At 71.8% G+C, this 23,934-nt stretch carries 21 protein-coding genes; 13 read left to right on the top strand and 8 right to left on the bottom strand.

Annotated elements, in window-relative coordinates; translation table 11 throughout:
• The first annotated feature begins 30 nt into the window (after positions 1-30).
• Complete coding sequence (locus tag ACIRU3_RS06660) at positions 31-519, top strand: macro domain-containing protein (RefSeq protein ID WP_404052310.1); 489 nt, start codon at positions 31-33, stop codon at positions 517-519.
• Positions 516-1,433, top strand: coding sequence for a PfkB family carbohydrate kinase (locus tag ACIRU3_RS06665; RefSeq protein WP_404052312.1), 918 nt, complete (start codon positions 516-518; stop codon positions 1,431-1,433). The genes ACIRU3_RS06660 and ACIRU3_RS06665 overlap by 4 nt, the downstream gene beginning before the upstream one ends.
• Positions 1,434-1,444: 11 nt before the next feature.
• On the opposite strand, the gene ACIRU3_RS06670 is transcribed toward ACIRU3_RS06665, so the two are convergent.
• Positions 1,445-2,938, bottom strand: a complete 1,494-nt coding sequence (locus ACIRU3_RS06670; protein WP_404052315.1) for a M1 family metallopeptidase — start codon at positions 2,936-2,938, stop codon at positions 1,445-1,447.
• Between the two features lie 172 nt (positions 2,939-3,110).
• Here ACIRU3_RS06670 and ACIRU3_RS06675 point away from each other — a divergent pair, with 172 nt between their 5' ends.
• Positions 3,111-5,075 (top strand): Xaa-Pro dipeptidyl-peptidase, encoded by a 1,965-nt coding sequence (locus tag ACIRU3_RS06675; RefSeq protein WP_404052318.1) that lies wholly within the window; start codon positions 3,111-3,113, stop codon positions 5,073-5,075.
• 121 nt (positions 5,076-5,196) lie between these two features.
• Here the strand turns inward: ACIRU3_RS06675 and ACIRU3_RS06680 are convergent, their stop codons facing one another.
• Positions 5,197-6,105, bottom strand: coding sequence for an FAD-dependent oxidoreductase (locus ACIRU3_RS06680; protein WP_404053169.1), 909 nt, complete (start codon positions 6,103-6,105; stop codon positions 5,197-5,199).
• Positions 6,106-6,195: 90 nt separating this feature from the next.
• Between ACIRU3_RS06680 and ACIRU3_RS06685 the strand changes: the two genes are divergently transcribed.
• Both ACIRU3_RS06685 and ACIRU3_RS06690 read left to right on the top strand, forming a co-directional pair.
• Positions 6,196-7,224: an oxidoreductase gene (locus ACIRU3_RS06685; RefSeq protein ID WP_404052321.1), complete on the top strand. Its 1,029-nt coding sequence runs from the start codon at positions 6,196-6,198 to the stop codon at positions 7,222-7,224.
• Between the two features lie 75 nt (positions 7,225-7,299).
• Entirely contained in the window at positions 7,300-8,940 is a 1,641-nt protein-coding gene (locus tag ACIRU3_RS06690) for an ABC-F family ATP-binding cassette domain-containing protein (RefSeq protein ID WP_404052323.1), read from the top strand.
• A 57-nt stretch (positions 8,941-8,997) separates the two neighbouring features.
• On the opposite strand, the gene ACIRU3_RS06695 is transcribed toward ACIRU3_RS06690, so the two are convergent.
• Together ACIRU3_RS06695 and ACIRU3_RS06700 are read right to left on the bottom strand one after the other, a co-directional pair.
• Entirely contained in the window at positions 8,998-9,588 is a 591-nt protein-coding gene (locus ACIRU3_RS06695; protein ID WP_404052325.1) for a DinB family protein, read from the bottom strand.
• A gap of 120 nt (positions 9,589-9,708) precedes the next feature.
• Positions 9,709-12,135 carry a Tex family protein gene (locus ACIRU3_RS06700; RefSeq protein ID WP_404052328.1) on the bottom strand — a complete coding sequence of 809 codons (2,427 nt, stop codon included), beginning with the start codon at positions 12,133-12,135 and terminating at the stop codon, positions 9,709-9,711.
• A 186-nt stretch (positions 12,136-12,321) separates the two neighbouring features.
• Here ACIRU3_RS06700 and ACIRU3_RS06705 point away from each other — a divergent pair, with 186 nt between their 5' ends.
• Positions 12,322-13,281, top strand: coding sequence for a GlxA family transcriptional regulator (locus tag ACIRU3_RS06705; RefSeq protein ID WP_404052331.1), 960 nt, complete (start codon positions 12,322-12,324; stop codon positions 13,279-13,281).
• 30 nt (positions 13,282-13,311) lie between these two features.
• A complete protein-coding gene (locus ACIRU3_RS06710; RefSeq protein ID WP_404052334.1) occupies positions 13,312-13,947 on the top strand; it encodes a DJ-1/PfpI family protein in 636 nt (211 codons plus the stop codon).
• On the opposite strand, the gene ACIRU3_RS06715 is transcribed toward ACIRU3_RS06710, so the two are convergent.
• The gene (locus tag ACIRU3_RS06715; RefSeq protein WP_404052336.1) at positions 13,934-14,683 is read right to left on the bottom strand and encodes an enoyl-CoA hydratase/isomerase family protein; all 750 of its coding nucleotides are present in this window, start codon (positions 14,681-14,683) and stop codon (positions 13,934-13,936) included. The two genes, ACIRU3_RS06710 and ACIRU3_RS06715, sit on opposite strands and share 14 nt — an antisense overlap.
• A gap of 269 nt (positions 14,684-14,952) precedes the next feature.
• On the opposite strand from ACIRU3_RS06715, the gene ACIRU3_RS06720 reads away from it, so the two are divergent.
• Positions 14,953-15,447 (top strand): ATP-binding protein, encoded by a 495-nt coding sequence (locus ACIRU3_RS06720; RefSeq protein ID WP_404053172.1) that lies wholly within the window; start codon positions 14,953-14,955, stop codon positions 15,445-15,447.
• A 24-nt stretch (positions 15,448-15,471) separates the two neighbouring features.
• Here the strand turns inward: ACIRU3_RS06720 and idi are convergent, their stop codons facing one another.
• The 3 genes from idi to galE all read right to left on the bottom strand — a co-directional run bounded on the left by idi (position 15,472) and on the right by galE (position 18,296).
• The gene (gene idi / locus ACIRU3_RS06725; protein ID WP_404052339.1) at positions 15,472-16,065 is read right to left on the bottom strand and encodes an isopentenyl-diphosphate Delta-isomerase; all 594 of its coding nucleotides are present in this window, start codon (positions 16,063-16,065) and stop codon (positions 15,472-15,474) included.
• Between the two features lie 181 nt (positions 16,066-16,246).
• Positions 16,247-17,188, bottom strand: coding sequence for a cation diffusion facilitator family transporter (locus tag ACIRU3_RS06730; protein WP_404052341.1), 942 nt, complete (start codon positions 17,186-17,188; stop codon positions 16,247-16,249).
• A 136-nt stretch (positions 17,189-17,324) separates the two neighbouring features.
• Positions 17,325-18,296 (bottom strand): UDP-glucose 4-epimerase GalE, encoded by a 972-nt coding sequence (gene galE / locus ACIRU3_RS06735; protein WP_404052343.1) that lies wholly within the window; start codon positions 18,294-18,296, stop codon positions 17,325-17,327.
• 277 nt (positions 18,297-18,573) lie between these two features.
• Here galE and ACIRU3_RS06740 point away from each other — a divergent pair, with 277 nt between their 5' ends.
• Genes ACIRU3_RS06740 through ACIRU3_RS06760 form a run of 5 tightly spaced genes read left to right on the top strand, consistent with a single transcriptional unit; the run spans position 18,574 to position 23,842 of the window.
• Positions 18,574-20,409, top strand: a complete 1,836-nt coding sequence (locus tag ACIRU3_RS06740) for a DUF5941 domain-containing protein (RefSeq protein ID WP_404052345.1) — start codon at positions 18,574-18,576, stop codon at positions 20,407-20,409.
• A complete protein-coding gene (locus ACIRU3_RS06745) occupies positions 20,406-21,158 on the top strand; it encodes a sugar phosphate nucleotidyltransferase (protein WP_404052347.1) in 753 nt (250 codons plus the stop codon). The genes ACIRU3_RS06740 and ACIRU3_RS06745 overlap by 4 nt, the downstream gene beginning before the upstream one ends.
• Complete coding sequence (locus ACIRU3_RS06750; protein WP_404052350.1) at positions 21,146-22,207, top strand: iron-containing alcohol dehydrogenase family protein; 1,062 nt, start codon at positions 21,146-21,148, stop codon at positions 22,205-22,207. Before ACIRU3_RS06745 ends, ACIRU3_RS06750 begins: the two co-directional genes overlap by 13 nt.
• Positions 22,185-22,964, top strand: coding sequence for a CDP-alcohol phosphatidyltransferase family protein (locus ACIRU3_RS06755; RefSeq protein ID WP_404052352.1), 780 nt, complete (start codon positions 22,185-22,187; stop codon positions 22,962-22,964). Before ACIRU3_RS06750 ends, ACIRU3_RS06755 begins: the two co-directional genes overlap by 23 nt.
• A gap of 5 nt (positions 22,965-22,969) precedes the next feature.
• Complete coding sequence (locus tag ACIRU3_RS06760) at positions 22,970-23,842, top strand: glycosyltransferase family 2 protein (RefSeq protein ID WP_404052354.1); 873 nt, start codon at positions 22,970-22,972, stop codon at positions 23,840-23,842.
• The last annotated feature ends 92 nt before the right edge of the window (positions 23,843-23,934 follow it).

Below are 23,934 nucleotides of genomic sequence, written 5' to 3' on the forward strand. Positions count from 1 at the left end.
ACTGTCAGTGGCATCGCCTACGGTGGCGTCATGTCGGAGATCACGTATGTCCGGGGTGACGCCACCGCTCCGTCGGTCAAGGGCGTCAAGGTGATCGCCCATGTCTGCAACGACATCGGGGGCTGGGGGAAGGGCTTCGTCCTGGCGCTCTCGAAGCGCTGGCCGGAGCCGGAGGCGGCGTACCGGGCATGGCACCGCCACCGCGCCGGGAACGACTTCGGCCTGGGCGCCGTCCAGCTGGTCCAGGTCGAGCCGTATGTGTGGGTGGCCAACATGGTCGGCCAGCGCGGCATCCGGACGGGGAGCAAGGGCGTCCCCGTCCGCTACGAGGCCATCGGCACCGCCCTCGGCCGCCTCGCGGACGAAGTGATCGAACTCGGCGCTTCTGTGCACATGCCACGCATAGGCTGCGGCCTGGCTGGCGGCAAGTGGTCCCGTGTGTCGCCGCTCATCACCGAGCGGCTGGTGAGCCGAGGGATCGCGGTGACGGTCTACGACCACGGGGAGGGCGGGGGATGACGGCACAGCAGAGCGCGATCGATGTCCTGGTGCTGGGCGGAGCAGGGGTGGACACGATCGTGTACGTGCCCGAGCTGCCGCTCCCGTACGCGGACAGCTACATGATCGACTCCGGGATCCGCACCCGCGCCGGACAGACCGGCGACTTCGTCGCCCTGGGCCTGGCCGCGCTCGGTCTGCGCACCCACCACCTCGATCTGCTCGGCGACGACCCCGAGGGCGATCTCGTCCGCGCCCTGCACCAGGAGCGGGGCATCGGGCTCACCGCGCTCCCGCAGCCCGCCGGGACCAAGCGGGCGGTGAACCTCGTCGGCCCGGACGGCCGCCGCCTGTCCCTGTACGACACCAGCCGTGCCCACCCCGACGACCGCTTCCCTGAGGAGACCCTGCGCACGCTGGCCGCGGCGAGCCGGCACATCCACGTGACCATCACCCAGCCCTGCGCCCACGCCCTGCCGGTGCTGATCGGGACGGGCGTGCCCCTCTCCACCGACCTGCACGACTGGGACGGCGAGAACCCGTACCACGAGCCGTTCGCACTCGCGGCGGACGTCGTCTTCCTCTCCGCGGCCGCCCTGACCGACCCCGAGCGCACCATGCGGCGCATCGCCGAGCGCGGCCGGGCCGAGGCCGTCGTCGCCACCGCGGGCGCCGAAGGCGCGTATCTGCTGGCCGACGGGGAGCTGACCCGGATACCCGCGGTGGCCCCGCCCGCGCCGGTGGTCGATTCCAACGGCGCGGGCGACGCCTTCGCGGCCGCGTTCCTCTACGGCCGCCTCACCGGCGAGCCGCCCCGCCGGTGCGCTCGCTACGGGGCGGTCGCCGGTGGGTACGCCTGCACCGTCCCGGCCACGCGCGCGGAGGCGATGGGCCGGGCGGAACTGCTCCGGCAGGCGGCCCGGCCGAGACGGTGAGGCCCCGGGCGTCAGTGCCCGTGTACGTCGTTCGTCGCCTCGATCTTCTTCCACGACTTCGGCTGTGCGACGGCCGTACCCGTTTTCACGAGGGGCGCCGGGCGCGCCGCGGGCGCGGCCGGCTTCGACGGCTGGAACAGCCAGGTGTCGAACAGCGCGGCCAGCGGTTTGCCGGACACCTGCTCGGCGTACTTCTGGAAGTCGGCCACCGACGCGTTGCCGTACGCGTGCTCCTTCGGCCAGCCCTTCAGGACGGCGAAGAACGCGTCGTCACCGATCTTGTTGCGCAGCGCCTGGATGGCGAGCGCGCCCCGGTCGTAGACGGCGATGTCGAACTGGCCGTCCGGGCCCGGGTCTCCGGGCCTGACCGTCCAGAAGGCGTCGTCCGCGGCGTGGCTGTCGTAGACGTAGTCGGCGAGTTCCTGGGTGGTGCCCTCGCCCTCGTGCTCGGACCACAGCCACTGCGCGTAGCGCGCGAAGCCCTCGTTGATCCAGATGTCCTTCCAGCCCTTCAGCGACACGTCGTCGCCGTACCACTGGTGGGCCAGCTCGTGCACGACCACCGAGGTGTTCGAGCCGCTCGCGAACTGCTTCGGGCTGTAGTAGACGCGGGTCTGCGTCTCCAGTGCGTAACCGGTCGTGGTGTTCGGCACGTACCCGCCGGCCGAGCTGAACGGATACGGCCCGAAGTAGCCGCTCAGCCAGTCCACCAGCTCCCCGGTGCGCTCCACGCTGGCCCGCGCGGCACCGTCGTTGTCGCCGAGATCCTTGCTGTAGGCGTTGACGACCGGCACGCCGCCGTCGGAGGTACCGGTGGTGATGTCGAACCTGCCGAGGGCGAGCGTGGTCAGATAGGTCGCCTGCGGCTTGTTCTGCCGCCAGTTGTAGCGGGTCCAGCCGAGCTTCGAAGCGGTGGACTGCAGCGTGCCGTTGGAGATGGCCTGCGTGCCGTCCGGGACGGCCACCGACACGTCGTAGGTGGCCTTGTCGCTGGGGTGGTCGTTGCTCGGGTACCACCACCAGGCGGCCTCGGGCTCGTCGGCCGCCACCGCGCCGTCGGGTGTGCGGTGCCAGGTGGTGAAGCCGTAGGCGCTCTTGGTGGACGGCACCCCGCTGTAGCGGACGACGACGGTGACCGCTGCGCCCTTGGCCAGGGGCGTCTTCGGGGTGACGACCAGTTCGTGCTGGCCGGACGTCGCGAAGGATGCCTTGGCGCCGTTGACCCGCACCTCGCTCACGTCCAGCAGGAAGTCCAGGTCGAAGCTGGACAGATCCTGCGTGGTCCTCGCCAGGATGGTCGCGGTGCCCTGCAGCTCGTCCGTCTTCGGCTGGTACTGCAGCCTCAGGTCGTAGTGCGAGACGTCGTAGCCACCGTTGCCGTAGTACGGGTAGTAGGGGTCGCCGATGCCCGGCGCGCCGGGGGTGTGGCTCGCGGCCGATGCCGGGATTGCCAGCAGGAGGGAGGCCGCCGCGAGTGTGCCCGGCGCGATGATTCTGCGGTGCACGTCAGCTCCAAGTCGTCTGGACAGGAAGTCTGTTCGGAGCCTATTCAGTCGCTGTGCCCCCGACCTGTCCATGGCCCCTCGTGTCACACGATCGCCATTCAGCCGTCACGAGTTCCGCGAGTCCCTCAGCTGCCCTCTTCTGCAAGGGAGTTGACCGGAGTACCGTCCGCGCATGCCGATACGCACACCGATACGCACGCGCTTCACGATCTGGAGAACGCTCGCGACCGCGGCCGTCACAGCCCTGACGGCCGCCTTCCTCACCCCCGCCGCCGCGCAGGCCGCACCGCCCCGCGAGAGCCGGCCCGTCTACTCGTACGCACATGCCGTCCGCGAGGCCGTCTGGGTGGACACCGGCCTCGACGAGGACGGCGACGGGAAGAAGGACCGCGTCGCCGCCGACATCGTCCGGCCCGCCGAACCGGCACGCCAGGGCCGCAAGGTGCCGGTCATCATGGACGCCAGCCCCTACTACTCGTGCTGCGGACGGGGCAACGAGAGCCAGCTCAAGACGTACGACGCGCACGGCCGTGTCGTCCAGATGCCGCTGTTCTACGACAACTACTTCGTGCCCCGCGGCTACGCCGTCGTCGGCGTGGACCTGGCCGGCACCAACCGCTCCGACGGATGCGTGGACGTCGGCGGCCGCTCCGACATCCAGTCCGCGAAGGCGGTCGTCGACTGGCTGAACGGGCGTGCCAGGGCGTACACGACCCGGACCGGCACGCGAACGGTCAAGGCGAGCTGGACCAACGGCAGAACGGGCATGATCGGCAAGAGCTGGGACGCCACGATCGCCAACGGCGTCGCGGCCACCGGCGTCAAGGGCCTGAAGACCATCGTCCCGATCAGCGGCATCTCCTCCTGGTACGACTACTACTTCGCCCAGGGCGCCCCGCTCTACGACGGCGGCCCCGACGAACTCGCCGGTTACGTCGAGAGCGACGGCGCGCAGGCCCACTGCGCGGCCGTGCAGAAGAAACTCGCCGACGGCAGCCCGCGCAGCGGGGACTGGACCCGGCTGTGGACCGAGCGGAACTACGTCAAGGACGCGGCCAAGGTGCGGGCCAGCGTGTTCCTCGTGCACGGCATGCAGGACCTCAACGTGCGCACCAAGCACTTCGGCCAGTGGTGGGACGCCCTGGCGGAGCACGGTGTCGAGCGCAAGATCTGGCTCTCCCAGACCGGGCACGTCGACCCCTTCGACTACCGGCGCGGCGCCTGGGTCGACACCCTGCACCGCTGGTTCGACCACGAACTCCTCGGCTATCACAACGGCATCGACCGCGAGCCGATGGCCGACATCGAGCGCCACCCCGACCAGTGGGTCACCGCGAAGTCCTGGCCGCCGCACGGCACCCGGGCCACCACGCTCCGCCCCGCCCCCGGCACCCGGCCCGGCGTCGGCACCCTCGGCCTCGGCCCGGCCACCGGCACCGAGACGTTCACCGACGACCCGAAGCTGAGCGAGACCGACTGGGCCGCCCACCTCGCCACGCCCACACCGGAGAAGGCCGGCTTCATCACCGCGCCGTTCACCCGCGACCTGCGCCTGTCCGGCTCCTCCAAGGTGACCGTGACCGCCACCCCGACGACCTCCTCGGCGCACCTGTCCGCCGTCCTGGTGGACCTCGGCCCGGACACCATCCGTGACTACGCCGACAGCGCCGAGGGCATCACCACGCTCACCGACCGCACCTGCTGGGGCCGGAGCACGGCCGGGGACAGCGCCTGCTTCAAGGCGACCGAGGCGAAGACGGCCAAGGTCGACTACACGGTGGTCAGCCGCGGCTGGGCCGACCTCGGCCACTACGCCTCCCTCGACCGGGGCGTCCCGCTCACCCCCGGCAAGGCCTACACCATGACCCTGGACCTGGCGGCCACCGACCACGTCATCCCCAAGGGCCACCGCCTGGCCCTGATCGTCGCCGGCACGGACAAGGACCTGATCGACCCGCCGGCCACCAAGCCGACCCTCACCCTGGACCTGTCCCGTACGACGGCCCGGGTCCCGCTGGTCGGCGGCACGGCGGCGTTCGCCCGGGCCACCTCAGGCAGCGCGTCCACCGCGCCCGCACCGAGGGTGTGGGACGGCGTCGGAGTGCCGGACACGGCCAGGCACATCCCCGCGAGCTGACCTTCAGGGCGGCCGGGTCGTACGGTCCGGCCGCCTGCGGGCACTCCCGCCGGTGTCGAGCGGTCGAGCGTGCCCGGTCCTCCGGGACTTCGCGCGATCGCCCGCCCGGCACGGGCGCTCCTCAGGCTCCGGACAGCCCGGCCGCCTTCCGGGCGCAGCCCCAGGCCACCGTGATCCCGGCCCCGCCGTGCCCGTAGTTGTGCACCAGCACCCGGCCGTCCGGAAGGGCCTGACGCTCCAGCCGTACGGCGTCCCGGGCGGGCCTGAGCCCCACCCGGTGCGCCAGCACCCGCGCCCCGGCGATCTCCGGCCGGACCGCCGCGCACCGCGCGACGATCGCCGCGGCGGTCGCCGGATCCGGCTCGAGCGACCAGGCGCCCTCCTCCGCCGTACCGCCCAGGAGCAGCCCGTCCGGCTGCGGGAAGAAGTACGTCGAGGTGTCGCAGGCGTGGTCGACCGACGTGAACCAGGTCGTGATCCCCGGGTTTTCCACCACGACCAGCTGCCCGCGCACCGGACGCACCGCCGGATCGGGCACCAGCGAGCGCGCCCCGAGGCCCGTGCAGTTCACCACCACACCGGCCGGCACCCCGGCCAGGTCCGTGACCTCTCGCTCCTCCACCGCGCCGCCCGCCCTCGCGAGCCTCTCCCGCAGCCAGGCCAGATGCACCGGCATGTCGATCAGCGGCAACCGCGCCGCCAGCCCGTCGGCCACCGCACGCAGCCCCGGCACCCGGCCCGCCCACTCACCCAGCTCGTCCAGCCGGATCCCTTGGTGTACGCCCTCGACCAGGCGTACGCCCGTCTCTTCCGGGCGGTCGGCCAACTCCTCGTACACACCGAGGGATTCCAGCGCCCACGCGCCGACCAGCGGCTCGGGCTCGATCCGGTACGGCCACCACAGCGCGCCGGCGACCGCCGAGGTCGTGCGCTCGGCAGGCTCCCGGGCCCACACCCGTACCCGGCGGCCCGACTTGGCCAGCACCACGGCCGTCGTCAGCCCGGCGACCCCGCCGCCGACCACGATCACTTCGTCACCCGACTCGCGCTCCACGCGAGGACGCTAACGGAATATGTCATGCCGCGCTCACATCCGTCCCGCTGTGGGAATACTCACAGCATGTCTGCCGCATACGCGACCTTCGGCCTGGCACCGGCGACACGTGCCGGCGGTGTCCTCGCCGACGGCGGGTACCAGGTCCACCGCGACTTCGTGGACTTCGTCGTGGACGGGCGTCCGCTGCTGTTCCAGCTGTCGGACCTGGACGCCGTCTCCCCGCTCGCCTCCGACGTCCCGCCCGCCATCTTCACCGAGCAGGTGCAGAGCCTCCTGCTGGAGACCGGTCCGCCGCTCCCGGACGGCCGGTTCGTGATCTACGGCTGCCCCGAGTGCGCGGACCTGGGCTGCGGTGCGGTCACCGCCGTGATCGAACGGGACGGCGAGGACTACATCTGGCGCGACTTCGCGTGGCAGACCGAGGAGCGTGCCGACCTGGAACTCAACGGGTACCACGGCATAGGGCCGTTCCGCTTCGCCGGCCCCGAGTACCGCGCCGCTCTCGCCGCCCTGATCGAGGACTCCGAAGGCCCTACCGCGCCCCGCCGCCGGGTGTTGCTGATCGGCGCCCGGGTCGCCGTCCTCGCCAAACTCGCCGCCGCGCTGCGCACCATCGGCGTGGGCGCCGACATCACCCAGGACGCCCGTGCCGTCCCCGCCGACGAACTGCGCGGCTACGGTGCCGTCGCCTTCGGCCGCGTGGTCGGCGAGGCCGAACGGGCCGCCGTGCGCGAGGCGTTCGAGCGCGCCGGAGTGGAGGTCGCCTATGTGGACGGCCTGGCCCCGATCGTCCCGCTGCTCGTCGCACAGATCGAGCACGCCCTGGACCGCAGCCCGCTCCCGCAGCGCCGGCTGACGGGCCTGGTCGCCGCCGACGGCGAGGCGGGCATCGAGGTGACCTCGCCGTGCCGGGTCCGCATCACCGCATACCGCCTGGACCGCCTCTACCGCACCCACACCCAGGAGGTCTTCGACGGCATCCTGGAACCCGGCCACCACCGCATTCCACTGGACCCGAAGGCGGTGAAGGGGGAGTCGTTCGTGGTGGCCCGGACCTCGGGCAGTGTGTTGGTCGAGCCGATGGGGAGATGAGGGCTCGGGCCGCACGCGGACGGCAGGAAACCCCGCTGAGCGTCACCCGCCGGGGACATTAGGATCGGCTTCCTGATGACTGCCACCCTCGTCGCCAAGAATCTCGCCGCCGGGCACGGCGACCGCTCCCTCTTCTCCGGGCTCGATCTCGTCGTCGCGCCCGGTGATGTGATCGGACTGGTCGGTGCCAACGGGGCGGGCAAGTCCACCCTGCTGCGGCTGCTCGCCGGACTGACCCCGCCCGAGCAGGGCGGGCTGCGGCTGTCCCCGCCCACCGCGACCGTCGGCCATCTGCCGCAGGAGCCGGAGCGCAGGCCCGGCGAGACCGTCAGGGAGTTCCTGGCCCGCCGTACGGGTGTCGCCGAGGCACAGCGTGTGATGGACGAGGCCACGCAGGCGCTGGTCGACGGCGCGCCCGGCGCCGACGACGCGTACGCGGGCAGCCTGGAGCGCTGGCTGGACCTCGGCGGCGCCGATCTGGAGGAGCGCGCCGAGGAGGTCGCCGACTCGCTCGGCCTCGCCGTGGACCTGGACCAGCCGATGACCTCCCTGTCCGGCGGCCAGGCGGCCCGCGCGGGCCTCGCCTCCCTCCTCCTGTCCCGCTACGACGTCTTTCTGCTCGACGAGCCCACCAACGACCTCGACCTGGACGGTCTGGAGCGCCTGGAGCGCTTCGTGACCGGACTGCGCGCGGGCACCGTCGTCGTCAGCCACGACCGCGAGTTCCTCACCCGCACGGTCACCAAGGTCCTGGAACTCGACCTGGCCCAGGGACAGATCAACCTCTACGGCGGTGGCTACGCGGCCTATCTGGAGGAGCGGGAGGTCGCCCGCCGGCACGCCCGTGAGGACTTCGACGAGTACGCCGACAAGAAGGCCGCCCTCCAGGACCGCGCCCAGATGCAGCGGGCCTGGATGGACAAGGGCGTGAAGAACGCCCGGCGCAAGGGGGGCAACGACAACGACAAGATCGGCCGCAAGTTCCGCAGCGAGGCCAGCGAGAAGCAGGCCGCCAAGGCCCGGCAGACCCAGCGCATGATCGAGCGGCTGGACGTGGTCGAGGAGCCGCGCAAGGAGTGGGATCTGCGCATGGAGATCGCGGCCGCCCCGCGCTCCGGCGCGGTCGTGGCGACTCTGCGGGACGCCGAGGTCCGACGCGGCGGCTTCACCTTCGGCCCGGTGTCGTTGCAGATCGACTGGGCGGACCGGGTCGCGGTCACCGGAGCCAACGGCGCCGGAAAGTCGACCCTGCTCGGCGCGCTGCTGGGCCGTGTCCCGCTCGACTCCGGACACGCCGTGCTCGGCTCGGGCGTCCTGGTCGGCGAGGTCGACCAGGCCCGCAAGGTGTTCCACGGCCCCGAGTCCCTGCTCGACGCCTTCTGCGCGGCCGTCCCCGACACGGAGCCGGTCGAGGTGCGCACCCTGCTCGCCAAGTTCGGCCTGAAGTCCGACCATGTGCTGCGCCCGGCCGCGAGTCTCTCCCCGGGCGAACGCACACGCGCCGCTCTGGCGTTGCTCCAGGGCCGGGGAGTGAACCTCCTGGTCCTCGACGAGCCGACGAACCACCTGGACCTGCCCGCCATCGAGCAACTGGAATCGGCCCTCGACTACTATGAGGGCACCCTCCTCCTGGTCACCCACGACCGGCGCATGCTGGACGCGGTCCGGGTGACCCGCCGCCTGGAGGTGGCCGCGGGCAAGGTCACGGAACGCTGACGGCGGGAGCGTACCGAGACGTCCCGCCGCGCGGCGGGACGCCGGCGCGGCCGGTGATCACGGAGCGAGAGGGCGCACGGCCCGATCGGCCTCCTCGGCCGCCCGCTCGACACGCTCCAGGTGCGCGGGATCGAAGGGCGCCACGTTGAGCCCGTTCGGCCGCTGGCCCGTGGCCCCGTCGATCAACTCCCGCACGATGTCCGCGTGCCCGGCATGCCGCTGGGTCTCGGCGACCATGTGCGTGAGGACGCGGTGCAGGGTCGGTTCGGAGCCCCGGTCGCCCGGCATCCGGCCGACCGCGTCCAGTGACAGCGAGGCGATCGTCTCGTCGGAGTGCGCCCACGCCGTCCGGTACGCCCCGACGATCTCCTCCCGGGTCTCCTCGGGCCGCGCCCACAGGTCGGAGTCGGGCTCGGCGTCGCCCATGATCCACAGGGGCGTCCCGGCGAAGGGCCGGCCGAACGTCACCCCGAAGTACAGGGCCTCCGCCCCGGTGAGGTGCTTGACCAGGCCCAGCAGATTGGTGCCGGTCGGCGTCAGCGGCCGCCGGACGTCGGACTCCGACAGGCCCTCCAGCTTCCACAGCAGGACGTCACGGGCATCCTGCAGGTACAGCCGCAGGTCTTCCTTGGGATCCGAGACGGTCATCCGGCCAGTCTGCCGATCGGATGATCACCTTCCACCGGATTTCGGCCCGATCATACGACGCGCGACCGTACGCCGCGGGGGCGGGCGAGGCATGCCGTATGCCTCGCCCGCCCCACGGACTCAGCGCCGTCCGTCCTTCGGGTTCAGCAGGCCCGCCCGGCGCAGCGCGTCCGCCATCGCGCTGTTGGCCGGGGCCGGCGCCTGACGGCCGCCACGGTCACCACCGCGGCCCTGCCGCTGGCCCTGTCCGCTCTGCCCCTGTCCCTGCCGCTGGCCCTGTCCGCCCTGTCCCTGCCGCTGCTGCGGCGGCCGGGCACCGCCACCCCGCTGCTGGCGGCCGCCCTGACCCTGCGGCGCGGCCTCGTCGTCAAGCCGCAGCGTCAGCGCGATCCGCTTGCGCGGAATGTCCACGTCGAGGACCTTCACCTTGACGATGTCACCGGGCTTCGCCACATCCCGCGGGTCCTTGACGAACGTCTTCGACATCGCCGAGACATGCACAAGGCCGTCCTGGTGGACACCGACGTCCACGAACGCCCCGAAGGCCGCCACATTGGTGACCACGCCCTCCAGCACCATCCCGGCGGACAGGTCGGAGATCTTCTCCACGCCCTCCTTGAAGGTGGCCGTCTTGAAGGCGGGCCGCGGGTCGCGCCCCGGCTTCTCCAGCTCCTTGAGGATGTCGGAGACGGTCGGCAGACCGAACGTGTCGTCCACGAAGTCCGCCGGCCGCAGCGACCGCAGCACACCCGTGTTGCCGATGAGGGAGGCGACCTCCTGGCCCGCCGTCTTCACCATGCGCCGCACCACCGGATACGCCTCCGGGTGCACGCTGGAGGAGTCCAGCGGATCGACGCCGTCCCGGATCCGCAGGAAGCCCGCGCACTGCTCGTACGCCTTCGGACCGAGCCGCGCCACCTTCTTCAGCTCGGAGCGCGACGTGAACGGTCCGTTCGAGTCCCGGTGCGCCACGATGTTCTCGGCCAGGCCGGCGGAGATGCCGGACACCCGCGAAAGCAGCGGCACGGACGCGGTGTTGACGTCCACACCGACGCCGTTCACACAGTCCTCGACGACCGTGTCGAGGGAGCGGGACAGCTTCACCTCGGACAGGTCGTGCTGGTACTGGCCGACACCGATCGACTTGGGGTCGATCTTCACCAGCTCGGCCAGCGGGTCCTGCAGGCGCCGGGCGATGGAGACCGCGCCGCGCAGCGAGACGTCCATGTCGGGCAGCTCCTGCGAGGCGTACTGCGACGCCGAGTACACCGAGGCGCCCGCCTCGGACACCATCACCTTGGTGAGCTGCAACTCCGGATGCTTGGAGATCAGTTCACCGGCGAGCTTGTCGGTCTCCCGGGACGCCGTGCCGTTGCCGATCGCGACCAGGTCGACCGCGTGCTCCTCGGCCAGCCTCGCCAGCTTGGCGATCGCCTCGTCCCACTTGTTGGCCGGGACGTGCGGGTAGATGACGTCCGTCGCGACGACCTTGCCGGTGGCGTCGACCACGGCGACCTTCACGCCCGTCCGGAAGCCGGGGTCCAGGCCCAGCGTCGAGCGCGTGCCGGCCGGCGCAGCCAGCAGCAGGTCCCTGAGGTTCGCGGCGAACACGTTCACCGCCTCGTCCTCGGCGGCCGTACGGAGCCGAAGGCGCAGGTCGATGCCGAGGTGCACCAGGATGCGGGTGCGCCAGGCCCAGCGGACCGTGTCCTTCAGCCACTTGTCGGCCGGGCGGCCGCGATCGGCGATGCCGAACCTCCCGGCGATGATTCCCTCGTACGAGGAAGGCCCGTCCGTGGGCTCCTCCGGCTCCAGGACGAGGTCCAGGACCTCCTCCTTCTCGCCGCGCAGCATCGCCAGGATGCGATGCGAGGGCAGCTCCGTGAACGGCTCGGCGAAGTCGAAGTAGTCGGCGAACTTGGCGCCCGCCTCCTCCTTGCCGTCCCGGACCTTCGCGGCCAGCCGCCCGCGCACCCACATGCGCTCGCGCACCTCGCCGATCAGGTCGGCGTCCTCGGAGAACCGCTCGGTCAGGATCGCCCGTGCGCCCTCCAGCGCGGCCTGCGGGTCGGCGACGCCCTTGTCGGCGTCCACGAACGCGGCGGCCGCGGCCTGCGGCTCGACCGACGGGTCGCCCAGCAGCCCCTCGGCGAGCGGCTCCAGGCCCGCCTCACGCGCGATCTGCGCCTTGGTGCGCCGCTTCGGCTTGTAGGGCAGGTAGATGTCCTCAAGCCGCGCCTTGGTCTCGGCGCCCCGGATCTGGGCCTCCAGCTCCTGCGTGAGCTTGCCCTGCTCGCGCACCGACTCCAGGATCGCGGCCCGCCGCTCTTCCAGTTCCCGCAGATAGCGCAGCCGCTCCTCGAGCGTACGCAGCTGCGCGTCGTCGAGCATCTCGGTCGCTTCCTTGCGGTAGCGGGCGATGAAGGGCACGGTCGAACCGCCGTCGAGCAGCTCCACCGCGGCCTTCACCTGCCGCTCCCGTACGCCGAGTTCCTCGGCGATCCTGCCTTCGATGGACCCTACTTCGATGGACCCGGGTGTCGTCACGATCCCGTACCGCCTTCTCCACTGAGGTTGCGCGGCAATTGTGGCAGGTGACACCGACAACCGGGGATCAGGGCGCCACCCGGCGGGCCGCGCGTCCCGGAAGACGGGCCCGGTCCGGGCGCCATGGCAGCAAAGGTGGGGAACCCGTCATTGCGGCCACGCCCTCGGCCTCGAAGAATCGGAGGTATGCAGCAGCGAACCCTCCTCTTCGTCCTGTTCGACGGTGTCCAGAGCCTCGATGTCACCGGACCCCTGGAAGTGTTCGCCGGCGCCGAGACCCACACGCCCGGGACGTACCGCATCCGCACCGCCTCCCTGGACGGCGGCCCTGTGCGCACCTCCAGCGGTCTGACCCTCGTACCGGACGAGGCGCTCGACGAGGTGTCCGACCCGCACACCCTGCTGGTCCCCGGGGGCCGGGGCACCCGTAGTCCTGATCCGCTGCTGACCGAGTGGCTGCGTACGCACGGCCCGCGGGCGCCGCGGCTCGTCTCCGTGTGCACCGGCGCGGTCCTGCTCGCCGCCGCGGGTCTGCTCGACGGCCGCCGGGCGACGACCCACTGGGCCTACTGCGACAAGCTCGCCCGCGACCATCCGGCGGTGGCGGTGGACCCCGAGCCGATCTACGTCCGTGAGGGGCACGTCTCCACCTCGGCGGGCGTGACGTCAGGCATCGACCTGGCCCTGGCGCTGGTCGAGGAGGACCTGGACCGGGACGTGGCGCTCGCCGTCGCCCGGCACCTGGTGGTCTTCCTGCGCCGGCCCGGCAACCAGGCCCAGTTCAGCGCGCAGCTCGCCGCCCAGACCGCGCAGCGCGCACCCCTGCGGGAGGTCCAGCGCTGGATCACCGAGCACCCCGCCGACGATCTGACGGTCGAGTCGCTCGCCGCCCGGGCCCGGCTCTCGCCGCGCCACTTCGCCCGTGCCTTCCGGGAGGAGACCGGGATGACACCCGGCCGCTACGTCGACCGTGTCCGCCTCGAACACGCCCGCCGGCTTCTGGAGGACACCTCCGACGGCATAGAGGAGATCTCTCGCGCCGGCGGCTACGGCACCCCCGAGGCCATGCGGCGCGCGTTCGTCAAGGCCCTCGGCACGGCACCGGCCGAGTACCGGCGCAGGTTCCGCCCCGCCACCGCCCACTGAGCCGACCACCGCCCACTGAAAGGACACCTCATGCAGATCGCCATCGTGCTCTACGACCGCTTCACCGCACTCGACGCCGTCGGACCGTACGAGATCCTCGCCCGCACGCCGGACGCGGAGACCGTGTTCGTCGCCGAGAACGCCGGCCCCGTCCGCGCGGACACCGGTGCACTCACGATCATCGCCGACACATCCCTCGCCGAGGTGAGCAGCCCTGATGTCGTGCTGGTGCCGGGCGGCCCCGGCCAGAGCGCGCTGATGGAGCACCGGCCCCTGCTGGACTGGCTGCGCCGCGTCGACGCCACCAGCACCTGGACCACCTCGGTGTGCACGGGCTCCCTGCTGCTCGCCGCCGCCGGACTGCTGGACGGCCGCCGTGCCACCTCGCACTGGCTGGCCCTCGACCAGCTGAAGCGGTTCGGCGCCGAACCGGCCGAGGAGCGGGTGGTCCTCGACGGCAAGTACGTCACGGCGGCCGGCGTCTCGGCCGGTATCGACATGGCCCTCACCCTGCTCGGCCGGATCGCGGGCGACGAACACGCCCAGGCGGTCCAGCTGGCCACCGAGTACGACCCACAGCCGCCCTACGACGCCGGATCCCCGCACAAGGCCCCCGGGCACCTCGTCGACGCCCTGCGCGCGCGGAGCCGCTTCATCCTGTCGTAGTCCAGGTGAAGCGCGGCTGCCTGCGCTCCAGGAAGGCGGCGACCCCCTCCGCGGTGTCGCCGCTGCCGCCTGCCTGCTCCGCCCAGTGGACGTCCCGGTCGGTGCGGCCGTCAGCGAACTCCTTCGCGGCGGCCTGGGTGAGCTGGGAGCGCGACACCAGGATCCGGGTCAGCTCGGCGACCCGCTTGTCCAGCTCGCCCTCGGGCAGCACCTCGTCCACGAGCCCCGTGCGCAGCGCCCGCTGCGCGTCGATCAACTCGGCGGAGAACAACAGGTACTTGGCAGTGGCCGGTCCCACCAGCGACACCAGCCGCCGGGTGGAGGACGCCGGATACACGATCCCGAGCTTCGCCGGGGTCACCCCGAACAGCGCACCCTCCTCCGCCAGCCGCAGATCGCAGGCCGCCGCGAGCTGGGCCCCGCCGCCCACGCAGTGGCCGCGCACCGCGGCGAGCGTCGGCCCGGGAAACGCGGCCAGCGCCTCCTCGGCCGCCACCGCCAGCGCCTGCGCCTCGGCGGGCGAGCCCTGGAGGGTGGAGATGTCCGCGCCCGCGCAGAAGGTCCCCCCCTCGCCGGTCAGCACGAGCGCCCGTACCCCGGGATCGCCCGCCAGCTCGTCCAGCAGCGGCGGCAGGGATCGCCACATCGCGGCCGTCATGGCGTTGCGCTTGGCCGGATGACGGACGACGACCGTGGCGACGGCGTCGACGACCTGGTGCGACAGCTGGGGCTCCATGCGCGGGATGCTATCGGCCTGCCGGCCGGGGCGGCGGGGAAGGGTTCGGCCTCGGCCCGGAAGCAGCCGGTATCAAACCCGTACAACAGGAATAGTTCGCGAACCGGCGTCAGGGGGACAGGAAACTGTCCTACAACTGACCTTGTCATACGCCAATGGTCAGAAGCGCTCGATACCTGCTGACTTCTGTTCAGTCATCCGGAGGGGAGCGGTTTGTTACCAACACTCGACGTGTGGTGACAATCGAGCGCGAGGGTGGCGACCGGACGATGGACAACCACGGGCGCGGGGACGGCCCGCGCCCAGCGGGGGGCGCCGAGCGGCTGCCCGATCCACTGCCGTACGAGGGCGTCTGGCGGTTCACCGCGGCCGCCGTGGACGCCTCGGTCCCGCAGGCGCGGCACGCCGTACGGGACCTGCTGCTGCGCCAGGGGGTGCCGGTCTACGACGACCTGGTGCACGGGCTGCTGCTGATCGTCTCCGAACTGGTCACGAACGCGGTCAGGCACGCGGCGCTGCTGTCGCCGATGCTCGCCGTGGAGGTGGCCGTCGGTGCCGAGTGGGTGCGGGTGTCGGTGGAGGACAACCACCCCTACCGCCCCACCGCCCTGGAGGCCGATCACGGCCGGACCGGCGGCCGTGGGCTGCTCCTGGTCCGTGAGGTGGCCCGGGAGGCGGGCGGGGTGGTCGACGTGGAGCACACCGCGAGCGGCGGCAAGGTGATCTGGGCCGCCCTGCCGCTCAAGCCCGCGACCCTCGCGTAGGCGCCGGCGGGCAGCACCGGGGACCTACCAGCCCGCGGACTGGCCCGTCAGCTCCCTGATCGCCGGACGGGCCGCGTCCAGCACCGTCATGAACCACGCCGAGAACGGGTCCCGGGCGTGCCGCTCGGCCAACTCGGCGGCGGTCACGAAGGCAGTTCCCCCGACCTCCTCCGGGTCCGGTCCGAGCGGCGCCTGCACGAGGCCCACGAACAGGTGGTTGAACTCCTGCTCGACCAGGCCCGAGGCCGGGTCCGGGTGGTTGTAGCGCACCGTGCCCGCCTCCGCCAGCAGCGACGGCGAGACGCCCAGCTCCTCGTACGTCCGCCGGGCCGCCGCCGCGAAGGGCGCCTCACCGGGGTAGGGGTGGCCGCAGCAGGTGTTGGACCACACACCGGGGGAGTGGTACTTGCCGAGCGCCCGCTGCTGCAGCAGCAGCCGGCCCTGCTCGTCGAAGAGGAACACCGAGAACGCCCGGTGCAGCTGTCCCGGCGGCTGATGGGCCGCGAGCTTCTCCGCGGTGCCGGTCGTCACGCCCTTCTCGTCGACCAGTTCCAGCAAAATCGCCTCTGAGGTGCCGTTCGTCGAGCTGTGCGTCTCGGTGGCAGGTGTGATCGGCATACCCATCCTTCGCCTCGGTCTTCGCACCCCAAGTCTGCCGTACGAATCCGGCACTCCCGGCACTTCGCGGCGCGTCCGCATGTCCCGCGCCGGGGCGCACCGGAGTGGGACCCGGTAGATCATCGTGCCCGGCGTACGCCGCTGGGAACCGTTCCCGATTGTCGAACAAACATGCGCACGGTTAGTGGCACAGCCGGGCCTCGTGCTCCGCGTGTCCGCCCGGCTCCAGCTGGAAGGTGCAGTGCTCCACATCGAAGTGGTCGCCCAGGCAGCCCTGCAGCTCATGCAGCATCTTCTCGTGCCCGATGGCGTTCAGCGCCTCCGAGTTGACCACCACGTGCGCGGACAGCACGGGCATGCCGGAGGTGATCGTCCAGGCGTGCAGGTCGTGCACGTCCTCCACGCCGTCCAGGGCCAGGATGTGCGCCCGTACCTGCGCCATGTCGACGTCCTTCGGAGCCGCCTCGAGGAGCACGTCCAGGGTCTCGCGCAGCAGCTTCAGCGTCCTCGGCACGATCATCAGCCCGATGACCAGCGAGGCGATCGGGTCTGCCGCCTGCCAGCCGGTGGTGAGAATCACGGTCGCGGAGATCAGCACCGCCACCGAACCCAGCGCATCCGCGGCCACCTCCAGGAAGGCCCCGCGCACGTTCAGGCTCTCCTTCTGTCCGCGCATCAGCAGGGTGAGCGAGATGGTGTTCGCGACCAGACCGATCAGACCGAACACGACCATCAGGCCGCCCTCGGTGTCCGCGGGCGTGAAGAACCGCTGGATCGCCTCGAAGAGCACATAGCCGCCGACGCCGAGCAGCAGCAGGCAGTTGGCCAGGGCGGCGAGGATCTCGGCGCGGGCGTAGCCGAAGGTGCGGTTGGTGCTCGGCGGGCGGTTCGCGAAGTGGATGGCGAGCAGCGCCATGATCAGCCCCACCGCGTCGGTCGCCATGTGGGCCGCGTCCGCGATCAGGGCGAGCGAGTCCGCGAGGAGACCGCCGAAGATCTCGACCACCATGATCGTGAGCGTGATGCCCAGCGCCGCGCGCAGCCGGCCACGGTATGCGGCCGCGGCCGTACCCGTGGGCGGCGCATGGCTGTGCGCATGCCCGTGGTCGTGCCCTGCCCCCATGAGAAGACCGCCCTTCCGTGTTGCTCCCGGGCTCCCAGTGAACTACGGGTGGGGGGTATCGGGCAACGCGGCACTGAACACCGTTGTCATGTGCCTTGACCTGCGCAAACGAAGCGCTGGTCAAGGCACCGCCGGCTCACTTCCCGTGGTGCAGCTGCCAGCCCTGCCAGGCCGAGGCCACCATCTCGGGCACCCCGAGCCGGGCCCGCCAGCCCAGCGTGTCGGCGGCCCGCTCGGCCGAGGCGACCGCGCGCGGCGCGTCCCCCGGGCGGCGTCCCTCCACGACCGCGGGCCGCCGGTCGCCGGTGACCTCCCCGATGACCGTGATCAGCTCGCGCACGGAGACGCCCTCACCGCGCCCGATGTTCAGCGTCAGATCGCCCGTGAGGTCACCGCCGGCGAGCCGCCGGGCCGCCGCGAGGTGCGCCTCGGCGAGGTCGGCCACATGGATGTAGTCGCGGATGCAGGTGCCGTCCGGCGTCGGATAGTCGGCGCCGAAGATCCGCGGAGCCTCGTCGCGGGTGAGCCGGTCGAAGACCATCGGCACGATGTTGAACACACCCGTGTCCGAGAGCTCCGGCGCGGCCGCGCCCGCCACGTTGAAGTAGCGCAGGCACACCGTGGAGATCCCGTGCGCCCGGCCCGCCGCCCGCACCAGCCACTCCCCGGCCAGCTTGGTCTCGCCGTACGGGTTCACCGGCGCGCACGGGGTGTCCTCGGTGATCAGATCCACGTCCGGGTTGCCGTACACGGCCGCGGACGAGGAGAACAGCAGCCGGTGGATGCCCGCCCCGGCCATCGTGTCCAGGAGCGTGGCCAGGCCGCCCACGTTCTCCCGGTAGTAGTGGGTGGGCTCGGCCACGGATTCGCCGACCTGCTTGCGCGCCGCGAGATGGACGACGCCGGTCACGTCGTACTCCGCGAAGACCCGCTTGAGCCGGTCCCCGTCCAGCGTCGAGCCCTCGACGAGCGGGATGTCCGCCGAGAGCCGTGCGGGCACCGCGGCCGACAGGTCGTCCAGCGCCACCACGCTCTCCCCGGCGCCCGCCATGGCCCGTGCCACATGCGCCCCGATGTATCCGGCTCCGCCGGTGATCAGCCACGTCATGGTCGCCCACCCTATGCCGACGCGCCCGCGTGTCCGTGATGCCGGGGGATGCCCGGGTCTGCCCCCACGGTTTGTGGGGCGGGCCCGGGATCACCGATGATGATCGCGGCAAAGGCCGGGGCAGCCCCCGTGGACCGGGCCGTGAACGGCCGGTGAACACGGGCCTCGGCCCATCCGATAGCCTCTGCCGACATGCCGCCCGGGTGCCGCAGGTCAGGGGCGCCCCACCACGCAAAAGACCGGTGCCGATGCGCCGGCACCCAGGGAGTGAGTTCGGTTGTCGACCGCCATCGTCACCGGTCAGCCGGTGCCCGGATCGTCGCTCGAGAACGATCTGCGGTCCCTCGGCTTCGACGTGCGCGCGGCCGCCGACGCCTCCGAGGCCGAGGTCCTGCTCGCGGCGGTCCCGGCCGACCGGCGCGTGGCCCTGGTCGACGCCCGCTTCGTCGGCCACCCGCACGCCCTGCGCCTCGGCCTCACCGACCCGCGCTTCCCGCTCGCCGCCGTCCCCGGCGCCGTCACCGCCCAGCCCGCCGCCCGGCAGGCGCTGACCCGGGCGCTGGCCCGCGAGACCTCCGCCGGCGGCGGCACGGCACATGGGGGCGCCCCCGCGCGAGCGAAGTCGAGCGTGGGGGACGTCGACAGCGTCGCCGACCGCGTCGTCACCGCCCTCGACGCCGACGGCAGCGAGGTCCACCGGCCCGAGCTGGGCAGCCTGGTCGCCGCCGTCCCGGCCGACCCGCAGGCCCGCAACGAGGCCCGGCAGGCCGTCGCGGCCGTCGACGACGAGGCGGTCCGGCTGAAGTCGGCCGTGAAGTCCCGCGACGGCTTCTTCACCACGTTCTTCATCAGCCCGTACTCGCGCTACATCGCCCGCTGGTGCGCCCGCCGGGGCCTGACCCCCAACCAGGTCACCACGGCCTCGCTGCTCACCGCCCTGATCGCGGCGGGCTGCGCGGCGACGGGCACCCGGGGCGGGTTCATCGCGGCCGGCCTGCTGCTGATCGCCTCCTTCGTCCTGGACTGCACCGACGGCCAGCTCGCGCGCTACGCCCTGAAGTACTCCACGCTCGGCGCCTGGCTGGACGCCACCTTCGACCGGGCCAAGGAGTACGCCTACTACGCCGGCCTCGCCCTCGGCGCGGCCCGCGGCGGCGACGACGTGTGGGCCCTCGCCCTCGGCGCGATGATCCTGCAGACCTGCCGGCACGTCGTGGACTTCTCCTTCAACGAGGCCAACCACGACGCCGCCGCCAACACCAGCCCCACCGCCGCCCTCTCCGACAGGCTGGACAGCGTCGGCTGGACGGTCTGGGTGCGGCGGATGATCGTCCTGCCCATCGGCGAGCGCTGGGCGATGATCGCCGTCCTCACGGCGGCCACCACCCCCCGCATCACGTTCTACGTGCTGCTGATCGGCTGCGCCTTCGCCGCGACGTACACCACGGCGGGCCGTGTGCTGCGGTCGCTGACCCGCAAGGCGAGGAGGACCGACCGGGCCGCCCGGGCGCTGGCGGACCTCGCCGACTCGGGTCCGCTCGCCGAGAGTCTGACGCGCCTGGTCAAGAGGGGCCTGCCGGGGCTTGCCGTCCCTGCCGTCGCCCTCCTGGGCGGGGCCGTCGTCGTGGCCTGCTCCGCGCTCACCGGCTTCGGCGGGGTGCTGCCGGTCATCGGCGCCGCCGTGTACGTCCTCACCTCGGCCCTCGCCGTCGCCCGCCCCCTCAAGGGCGCCCTCGACTGGCTGGTCCCGCCCGTCTTCCGGGCCGCCGAGTACGGCACCGTGCTCGCCCTCGCGAGTAAAGCAGGGGTAAACGGGGCCCTTCCTGCGGCTTTCGGCCTGGTGGCCGCCGTCGCCTACCATCACTACGACACGGTGTACCGCATCCGCGGCAACGCCGGAGCACCCCCGGCCTGGCTGGTGCGCGTCATCGGGGGGCACGAGGGTCGGACGCTGCTCGTCACCGTCCTGGCCGCGGCGCTCACCGCCTCGCAGTTCAAGGTCGCGCTCACGGTCCTCGCCGTGGCCGTCGCCCTGCTGGTGCTCGTCGAGAGCATCCGCTTCTGGGTGTCCGCTGGGGCGCCCGCCGTACACGATGAAGGAGAACCCGCATGATCGGCCTCGTGCTGGCGGCCGGCGCCGGACGGCGTCTGCGCCCCTACACCGACAGCCTTCCCAAGGCTCTGGTGCCGGTGGGGCCCGCTGGCATAGAGGGCGAACCCACGGTTCTGGACCTGACCCTCGCCAACTTCGCCGAGATCGGCCTGACCGAGGTCGCGATCATCGTCGGCTACCGCAAGGAAGCCGTGTACGAGCGCAGGGCGGCCCTCGAGGAGAAGTACGGCCTCAAGCTCACCCTGATCGACAACGACAAGGCCGAGGAGTGGAACAACGCCTACTCCCTGTGGTGCGGACGTGACGCCCTCAAGGACGGTGTGATCCTCGCCAACGGCGACACCGTCCACCCGGTCTCCGTCGAGAAGACGCTGCTCGCCGCGCGCGGCGAGGGCAAGCGGATCATCCTCGCCCTGGACACCGTGAAGTCCCTCGCGGACGAGGAGATGAAGGTCGTCGTGGACCCCGCCAAGGGCGTCCGGAAGATCACCAAGCTGATGGATCCCGCCGAGGCGACCGGCGAGTACATCGGTGTCACCCTGATCGAGGGCGATGCCGCCCCCGAGCTGGCCGACGCGCTGAAGACGGTCTGGGAGACCGACCCGCAGCAGTTCTACGAGCACGGTTACCAGGAGCTGGTGAACCGAGGCTTCAAGATCGACGTCGCGCCGATCGGCGACGTTCAGTGGGTGGAGATCGACAACCACGACGATCTCGCCCGCGGACGGGAGATCGCGTGCCAGTACTGACCCGGCTCATTCCCTCGCCGGTCGTCGTGGACATCCGCCCGGGTGCCCTCGAGGACCTGGCCTGTGTCCTCGCCGACGAGCGCATCTCGCAGTCCGGCCGGCTCGCCATCGCCGTCAGCGGCGGCTCCGGCGCGAAGCTGCGCGAGCGCATCGCCCCCTCGCTGCCCGGCGCCAGCTGGTACGAGGTCGGCGGCGGCACCCTCGACGACGCCGTACGGCTGGCCGGCGACATAAAGGCCGGCCATTACGACGCCGTGGTCGGACTCGGCGGCGGCAAGATCATCGACTGCGCCAAGTTCGCCGCGGCCCGGGTCGGCCTGCCCCTGGTCGCCGTACCGACGAACCTCGCGCACGACGGCCTGTGCTCGCCGGTCGCCACGCTCGACAACGACGCCGGGCGTGGCTCCTACGGTGTGCCGAACCCGATCGCGGTCGTCATCGACCTGGACGTGATCCGCGAGGCACCGGCGCGCTTCGTGCGGGCCGGCATCGGCGACGCGATCTCCAACATCAACTCGATCGCGGACTGGGAGCTGTCCAACCGGGTCAACGGCGAGAAGATCGACGGCCTCGCCGCGGCCATGGCCCGCCAGGCAGGCGAGGCGGTGCTCAGGCACCCCGGCGGCATCGGGGACAACGACTTCCTCCAGGTGCTCGCCGAGGCGCTGGTCCTCACCGGAATCGCGATGTCGATCTCGGGCGACTCCCGGCCCGCCTCGGGCTCCTGCCACGAGATCAACCACGCCTTCGACCTGCTCTTCCCCAAGCGCGCCGCCAGCCACGGCGAGCAGTGCGGGCTCGGCGCCGCCTTCGCGATGTACCTGCGCGGAGCGCACGAGGAGTCGGCGTACATGGCCGAGGTACTGCGCCGGCACGGGCTTCCGGTGCTGCCGGAGGAGATCGGCTTCACGGTGGACGAGTTCGTCCGCGCCGTGGAGTTCGCCCCGGAGACCAGGCCCGGCCGCTACACGATCCTCGAACACCTCGACCTCAAGACGAACCAGATCAAGGACATCTACGCCGACTATGTCAAGGCCATCGGTAGCTGAACTCCGACCGGTCGTTCACCCCGCAGGGGTGAAGGACCGGCGCAGCGGTGAGCACTGGGCGGGACGCCTCTACATGCGTGAGGTGTCCCTGCGCGTCGACCGCTACCTGGTGAACACCAGGGTCACGCCCAACCAGCTCACGTACCTGATGACCGTCTGCGGCGTGCTCGCGGCCCCGGCCCTGCTGGTGCCGGGGATCCCGGGCGCCGTGCTCGGCGTGGTCGCCACCCAGCTGTATCTGCTGCTTGACTGCGTCGACGGCGAGATCGCCCGCTGGAAGAAGCAGTACTCGCTCGGCGGGGTCTATCTGGACCGGGTCGGCGCGTACCTGACCGACGCGGCCGTCCTGGTCGGCCTCGGCCTGCGCGCCGCCGACCTGTGGGGGAGCGGGCGCATCGACTGGCTGTGGGCCTTCCTGGGCACCCTGGCCGCCCTCGGCGCGATCCTGATCAAGGCCGAGACCGACCTCGTCGGCGTCGCCCGGCACCAGGCCGGGATGGCGCCCGTCAAGGAGTCGGCGGCCGAGCCGCGCTCCTCCGGCATGGCGCTGGCCCGCCGCGCCGCCGCCGCGCTGAAGTTCCACCGGCTGATCCTCGGCATCGAGGCCTCGCTGCTGATCCTGGTCCTCGCGATCGCGGACCAGGTACGCGGCGACCTGTTCTTCACCCGGCTCGGCACCGCTGTGCTCGCCGGCATCGCCCTGCTGCAGACCGTGCTGCACCTGGTGTCCATCCTCGCGTCCAGCAGGCTGAGGTGAGCGGCATGAAGGTCGGCGCGGTCATCATCACCATGGGCAACAGGCCCGAGGAGCTCAGGGCGCTGCTCGACTCCGTCGCCAAGCAGGACGGCGACGGCGTCGAGGTCGTCGTCGTCGGCAACGGCTCGCCCGTCCCGGACGTACCCGAGGGCGTGCGGACCATCGAGCTGCCCGAGAACCTGGGCATCCCCGGCGGCCGCAACGTCGGCATAGAGGCCTTCGGCCCCAGCGGCCGCGATGTCGACATATTGCTCTTCCTTGACGACGACGGCCTGCTCGCCCGCCACGACACCGCCGAGCTGTGCCGTGAGGCGTTCGAGGCCGACCCGAAGCTCGGCATCATCAGCTTCCGCATCGCCGACCCGGACACGGGCGAGACCCAGCGCCGGCACGTACCGAGGCTGCGCGCCTCCGACCCGATGCGCTCCTCCCGGGTCACCACCTTCCTCGGCGGCGCCAACGCCGTACGCACCCAGGTCTTCGCCGAGGTCGGCGGGCTCCCCGACGAGTTCTTCTACGCCCACGAGGAAACCGACCTGGCATGGCGGGCCCTCGACGCGGGCTGGATGATCGACTACCGCGCCGACATGGTGCTGTACCACCCGACGACCGCTCCCTCGCGGCACGCGGTGTACCACCGCATGGTCGCCCGCAACCGGGTCTGGCTGGCCCGCCGCAACCTCCCCGCGCTCCTGGTCCCCGTCTATCTCGGGGTCTGGATGCTGCTCACGCTGCTGCGCCGCCCCTCGGGACCGGCCCTGAAAGCCTGGTTCGGCGGCTTCAAGGAGGGCTGGACCACTCCGGCCGGCCCCCGCCGCCCCATGCGGTGGCGTACCGTGTGGCGGCTGACCCGGCTGGGCCGGCCTCCCGTCATCTGAGAAGCTCGACCGTGCGGGGCCGCGCGCTCCGGGCGTGCCCGAGGACCGGTCCGGCGCACGCGAAACGAAGAACACGACGTAGTCGAAGACGA

It is taken from the genome of Streptomyces sp. NPDC101151 (assembly GCF_044768335.1).
Lineage (GTDB): Bacteria > Actinomycetota > Actinomycetes > Streptomycetales > Streptomycetaceae > Streptomyces.

Coding starts and splice junctions, on each gene's coding strand:
- ACIRU3_RS06660 (WP_404052310.1), top strand. CDS start 31: ATGTCGGAGATCACGTATGTCCGGGGTGACGCCACCGCTCCGTCGGTC.
- ACIRU3_RS06665 (WP_404052312.1), top strand. CDS start 516: ATGACGGCACAGCAGAGCGCGATCGATGTCCTGGTGCTGGGCGGAGCA.
- ACIRU3_RS06675 (WP_404052318.1), top strand. CDS start 3,111: ATGCCGATACGCACACCGATACGCACGCGCTTCACGATCTGGAGAACG.
- ACIRU3_RS06685 (WP_404052321.1), top strand. CDS start 6,196: ATGTCTGCCGCATACGCGACCTTCGGCCTGGCACCGGCGACACGTGCC.
- ACIRU3_RS06690 (WP_404052323.1), top strand. CDS start 7,300: ATGACTGCCACCCTCGTCGCCAAGAATCTCGCCGCCGGGCACGGCGAC.
- ACIRU3_RS06695 (WP_404052325.1), bottom strand. CDS start 9,588: ATGACCGTCTCGGATCCCAAGGAAGACCTGCGGCTGTACCTGCAGGAT.
- ACIRU3_RS06705 (WP_404052331.1), top strand. CDS start 12,322: ATGCAGCAGCGAACCCTCCTCTTCGTCCTGTTCGACGGTGTCCAGAGC.
- ACIRU3_RS06710 (WP_404052334.1), top strand. CDS start 13,312: ATGCAGATCGCCATCGTGCTCTACGACCGCTTCACCGCACTCGACGCC.
- ACIRU3_RS06715 (WP_404052336.1), bottom strand. CDS start 14,683: ATGGAGCCCCAGCTGTCGCACCAGGTCGTCGACGCCGTCGCCACGGTC.
- ACIRU3_RS06720 (WP_404053172.1), top strand. CDS start 14,953: ATGGACAACCACGGGCGCGGGGACGGCCCGCGCCCAGCGGGGGGCGCC.
- idi (WP_404052339.1), bottom strand. CDS start 16,065: ATGCCGATCACACCTGCCACCGAGACGCACAGCTCGACGAACGGCACC.
- ACIRU3_RS06730 (WP_404052341.1), bottom strand. CDS start 17,188: ATGGGGGCAGGGCACGACCACGGGCATGCGCACAGCCATGCGCCGCCC.
- galE (WP_404052343.1), bottom strand. CDS start 18,296: ATGACGTGGCTGATCACCGGCGGAGCCGGATACATCGGGGCGCATGTG.
- ACIRU3_RS06745 (WP_404052347.1), top strand. CDS start 20,406: ATGATCGGCCTCGTGCTGGCGGCCGGCGCCGGACGGCGTCTGCGCCCC.
- ACIRU3_RS06755 (WP_404052352.1), top strand. CDS start 22,185: ATGTCAAGGCCATCGGTAGCTGAACTCCGACCGGTCGTTCACCCCGCA.
- ACIRU3_RS06760 (WP_404052354.1), top strand. CDS start 22,970: ATGAAGGTCGGCGCGGTCATCATCACCATGGGCAACAGGCCCGAGGAG.